This is a genomic window from Acidiphilium sp. PM (genome assembly GCF_000219295.1).
Taxonomy (GTDB): domain Bacteria; phylum Pseudomonadota; class Alphaproteobacteria; order Acetobacterales; family Acetobacteraceae; genus Acidiphilium; species Acidiphilium multivorum.
Genome location: NZ_AFPR01000501.1, coordinates 1 through 4,582, shown reverse-complemented (window position 1 = coordinate 4,582; position 4,582 = coordinate 1). Strand labels below are relative to the sequence as shown.

Here is a 4,582-nt window from a genome sequence, read left to right as displayed (position 1 = left end):
TGACGACCCGCTACGCCAATTTCTCGAAAGATGAGCTTATCCGCCTCTTGGAGCGCCGTGATGCCCGGCAACGCTACGGGCTTATCTGGGAGCGGGAGGGGATAGAACGGGACCGGGCGGTCAATGATGACTTCGTCGTTCTTGACCTGGTCGAAGACCTTTCCACGCCTCGTCAAGCCTCGGGCTGGCAGAATTTCGTCATCGAGGGCGATAATTGGGACGCTCTCCGCGCGCTGCGGCTGACCCATGCGGGCTCAATCAAATGTATCCTGATTGACCCTCCTTACAACACGGGCGCCAAGGATTTTACCTATAACGACTCATACGTCGGCAAGGATGATAGGTTTCGTCATTCTTTATGGCTGGAATTTCTCTACAAGCGCCTAATTCTTGCGCGAGACCTGCTCGCCGATGATGGCGTTATTCTGGTTTGTATCAACGATGAAAACCGCGCCCGCCTCGACTTGCTTATGGAACAGGTCTTTCCTGGGATGCGGGTTGGCAGTTTCGTATGGCGCACCAAGGACACCAACAATAGTGATAAAGCCCGCAGTTATAGCGGCGTCCATGAGCATATCCTAATCTACGCCAACGGTAGATTTAGCTTTTCTGGGGAAGCTACGGGACTTGGAAAATTTCGCCTCCTTGAAGGATATGGGGACAGAAAGGTTCGCCTTGACCCGATTACAAAACCAGAAACGTATAAATCTCGCCCTGGAACATACTATCCTATCCAAAACCCAATAACGGGACTTTGGTATCCGTGCGCGCCCAATAGGGTTTGGGCATTTTGGAGTGAAACGAAGCCGCCAAAAGGAAAGACGAGACTTGGAACATCAATCGAAGCACTCGTTCGGGCCGGTGAAATATATTTTCCTCCTGAAAATGAGGAGCCATTTTTTTATCCAACCAGAGAGGCGCTTGATGAAGCTATCCGTCAAGGAAGCGTTCCCCGCGATGGTCGAAATCGTCCCCTTCTGAACACAGGGCTTCCTGACCTGGATTTTTGGGTTGGCAAGCGCATCGCGCACGGAAGGTTGAGCCGAATTGTTCCTCTCGCAGACGAGCATCTCGCCGCGACCAAGCCCGTTGGAAGTTGGATAGCGGGGATTTCCGAGTCTGTTTCCACGGATGATGTGGAAAGTCTGCGTAGCGAACGGCAGGGTTCTGCGACAACTCTGTTGGAGAAAGTTTTTGGCGATAAACGTTTCTCGTTTCCGAAACCGCTTTCACTATTTCAGCAGTTGATTCGTTCATGCGTTCCACTTGATGGAATTGTTCTTGATTTCTTTGCTGGCTCAGGAACAGCCGCCCACGCAGTTTTATCACAAAATGCGGAAGATGACGGCAATCGCCGATTTATAATGGTTTCAAATACCGAAGCCACAACTGACGAACCTGACAAGAACTTGTGCCGAGATGTCTGCGCGACCAGAATTCGCAGTGCCATTGATGGATATGCTGATGTCGAAGGTTTAGGTGGGGAGTTCGCATATCTCCGAACTAGGCACATCGAAGAAAGCGATATCCCATATGACCTGGACGCACCAGCGGTTTGGACTCTAATCCAGCTTCGGCATGGGCTTCCGCTGACACCATATGACTCATCGAAGCCGGTTCAGATGTCTGTATGGTCTGAAACTGATGACGTAAAGCAGACTATCGCTTATGCCCCGCTCATCAACGAACGCGCAATAAAGCAGCTTGATGCGATAAAAGGTCTGCTCACGATTTACACACCAACACCAGCAGCGTTGGAAGACAAGTTCTATTATCCATCGCTGGCGGTGGAAGCGGCACCAGACCGGTTCCTTGCGGAATTCCGGTATAACGTTGTGGGGCTGTGAGATGTCGAAGAGAACCATAGCTCCGCTCGTCCTTAAGAACTTCCAACAAGAAGCGGTTGATACGCTTGTCGGTGTGATGACCGACACGGTTGAAAAAATTAAGGCTGCGCCTGCCCGCCGCAGAGAGATTGCCCGCAGGATAGGATGCGCACTCCTGGAAGCCCCAACCGCATCTGGCAAGACGGTCATGCTCGCTTCTACTGCGGAGCGTGTAAGCGGAAAAGCACCCGTCGTATGGTTCTGGTTCGCGCCATTTAAAGGTGTCGTGGACCAGACCTCAACTGCGCTGCGTAGTGTGGCTCCGGCTTTGCGAATTCGAGACCCGAAAGCTGACCGCGTTTCTATCGGAACACGCCCAGGCGACGTGTTTATCAGCACATGGGCGTCTGTAGCAGCCAACAACAAAGACACACGCAAAATGCGTGTAGATGATGATGAATTGCCCGCCTTGGACAATCTGCTTACCCAGATACGTGATGCGGGTTTAGTTGTTGGTGTGGTTGTCGATGAAGCTCACCATTCATTCAAAGCAGGGACGCAGGCGTTCAAGTTTTTTGATGAGATTTTACGTCCCGACCTGCTAATGCTTGCCACTGCGACGCCCGATGATGCCGATGTTGAGATTCTCCGCCGAAGCCTGGGCATTGACCGCTTTCAGCGCATCAGCATCTCACGTGAACGGGTGGTTGAAGAGCGGCTGAACAAAGAGACAGTCAAGGCAATTGCCTTTGTAGCAAAAGGCACGAGTGAAAAGCTGCTCGACCTTAATGAGGTTGCTTTACGCAAGGCCATCGACCAGCACCGAGCACTTAAAAAAGGATTAAAGGCTGCCGGTATTCCGATGGTCCCGCTGCTGTTGATTCAGGCAGCCAGCACGGGCTGGACACCTGAAAAGGTAAAGACGTTTTTGACAAGCCAGGCAGAATTTTCCGAAGCATCTGTGGGTGTCCACACTGCCGATGAACCGGACCCGGATATCCAGGCGCTTGCCAATGACCCCCAGGTAGAAGTTCTTATCTTTAAAATGGCGGTTGCGACGGGCTTTGATGCGCCGCGCGCAAGCTCGCTCTGCGCCCTTCGAGCTGTCCAGGATAAAGGATTTGGGCTCCAGGTCATCGGACGCATAATGCGCGTTCACCCAGCGCTCCAACGGCTACCCGATACACCGGCAGAGTTTAACACTGGCTACGTATTTCTCGGCAACGCCGAAAGCCAACTTGGCCTCCAGCAAGCTGCTGACCAAGTGCGCAGCTTGAAGAACCTGATACAGGTGTCCACTGACCGGGTGGATGTGTATGTCGCATCTGCGGATGCCAATGGTGAAATCACCATCGAGGACAAGGACGGGCAGCGAGTGTTGGTATTGACGCCGCCTGAAAGCTGGGGAGCTTATACACCTTCACCATCCGCAGCGGGGACGCAATCGGCAAGGCTTGATGAGCCTGACCCTCTCTTTGACTTGCTGGACAGCATAAAGCCATCATCAGCGTCAGCGGGAGAGCATGCCGCAGCCCTTCAAGGTCCCGGTCGCACGCCAAGGACAAACAGCGTAAATCAGAAAGCATATAGCTATCCCGTTCGTAATGACGTGAATGTCCCACCTCGATTGCTGACCGAGACGATGGCGGCAGACTCGCATACGCTCGTAGATGAGCTTGTAAAAAATGTGGTGTTTACCCCCGAGCATCTCATCATGGTTCATCAACATCGTGCTGAAGTGGAGCGCAAGGAGGTTGACCTTTTTGACGGTAGCGTATCCAAGCGCAGTATCGAACGAGCCGAAATTTCGGACCTGTTTGCCCGTCAGAATGCGTGGGGGCAGCTACGAATAAGCGACTATATCGACCCGCAAGAACTTGCTCATCGGCTTCTCCAAAAGTTGCGCCGGTCTATCGAGAACGCTGGACAGGACGTGCCTGACCAGAAAGTATTGCGTCGGGCTTTAAATGTTATCCTGGTGCGCTCTCCTACATTGTGCCGCGATGCTTTGCGGCGCGCCATGGCGTCATGTGTTGAGGCTGTTGAAGCCGATGACCTACCGGCCAGTTGGAGAAGCGATTTCGAATTGCCGTTCTCTATCAAGAACCTGTATCGGTGCGTTCCAAATGGTCTGAATACATGGGAGGTGGAATTTGCCGATTGGCTTGACCTCCAAGAAGACCGCGTCTTGTGGTGGACGAGGAATGTTCAAAATCGTGGGGCCCCCAACGGCTGGGGCGTAAAAATCATTCTGCCCGAGACTGGAAAGGGGTATTATCCTGATTTCATTGTTTGTGTGAATGGCAGAAAGAAGCAAGATGGTATTGCGCTTCTCGAAACGAAGGAGCGTATTGATTCCGTGGACAGTATCTCCAAGACTCGAAATGAACACCTGAAATATGGTCGTGCCATCATGATTACCTATGATAAGGGAATGAATAAGTTCATTCGCATTGAATATGATGCGGCGTTGAATAGGAACAAAGAGGTATCTGTGTTCGAAGCAGATAGCTTATTGTTGGATTAGCAGAATCTTATACAGCATAAGATGGAGAGAGATTAGTAGCCTTCTTTGATTTACTTGGCTTCAGTTCAATCATGCGCTCCCCCAACGTAGAACAGCATGAGAAGCAAGAACGGTCCAGCGCCTGAACTGTCGGTGCACCGAAATCCTCGAACGCATTGTCGCCGGCCATACCAAGGCCAACGAAATCGACACCCTGCTGCCTTGGAACTGGAAAACTCAGGCCACTCTA

2 protein-coding genes are annotated in these 4,582 nt (G+C 51.9%); both read left to right on the top strand.

What is annotated here, in order from left to right; all coding sequences use genetic code 11:
• Positions 1–1,847 (top strand): site-specific DNA-methyltransferase (locus APM_RS20665; RefSeq protein ID WP_007424386.1); only part of this gene is annotated, 1,847 nt, incomplete at its 5' end.
• A 1-nt stretch (position 1,848) separates the two neighbouring features.
• Positions 1,849–4,353, top strand: a complete 2,505-nt coding sequence (locus APM_RS15775; protein ID WP_007424385.1) for a DEAD/DEAH box helicase — start codon at positions 1,849–1,851, stop codon at positions 4,351–4,353.
• The last annotated feature ends 229 nt before the right edge of the window (positions 4,354–4,582 follow it).

What these genes read in the sequence shown, in the direction of transcription:
- APM_RS15775 (WP_007424385.1), top strand. Translation starts at nt 1,849, where the DNA reads ATGTCGAAGAGAACCATAGCTCCGCTCGTCCTTAAGAACTTCCAACAA.